Here is an 850-nt window from a genome sequence, read left to right as displayed (position 1 = left end):
GAAGAAGGAGTAGAGGTTAAAGCAAATACTAAGGAGATAAATGGCACAGATGGTGTAGTTATGGGACCGATTAATTTCGGTCCTTTTGATTTAGTTTTGAATTTTTCCTTTATTGGTCATGATATTAATGACTATAACTTAATGTTACAAAAACTTAGAAGATTACTTTTCAAAAGAGAAGCATTTTATATTTGGCATTCATTTATGCCTGGAAAAAAATACGCTGTCTATTGTACTGAAAATGCAATAGATTATAAAACTCCTACTTTTGGTACATTTTCTATTAAATTTTCAGTAATAAAAGGTTATTCAGAATCATTAAGAGAAACTGATAAGTTTAGTTTATCAAGTGGTGAATGGCAATTTGAAACGGGTGTATTATCGGTAGATGATATTAAATACAAACACAATACTACAGGGTTTAAGATTTATAACGGTTCTACTGACACGATAGACCCACACATTCGACATAAATTTAGATTATTAATTAATATTGATGCGCCTAAAGGTTTTACACTCGCTAACAATACAACGGGTGATGTTTTTAAATATAATAAGGCAATTAAAAAGAAACAAACATTAATATTAAATGGTGTTCATCCTACAATAGATAATAAACGTGTAGGATCGAATACAAATTGGCAATGGATTACTTTAGCGCCAGGATTCAACGAAATTGAAATTACTGGGGAAAATATTAGTAATCCCACGACACAATGGGTTTTCCCATTTATATATAGGTAGGTGAATGAATTGGACGCATTGATATTAAAAAATAGAAAAGGTACATTCGGTGAAATATTAACAGATTTTGATTTAGATTCTTTTAAGTATGAATATGAGAAAAACA

The 850-nt window shown here is 29.9% G+C and carries 1 protein-coding gene; it reads left to right on the top strand.

Annotated elements, in window-relative coordinates; genetic code table 11:
* The coding region (locus ACF91D_RS30890; protein WP_392438576.1) for a phage tail domain-containing protein at window positions 1-744 on the top strand (744 nt) is incomplete at its 5' end.
* Window positions 745-850: the final 106 nt, after the last annotated feature.

The sequence above is a fragment of the Staphylococcus sp. 231237_7MaSpsaltlick genome (assembly GCF_043107035.1).
Note: the sequence above shows the minus strand (reverse complement) of the source record. Positions and strands in the feature narration are given on the sequence as shown.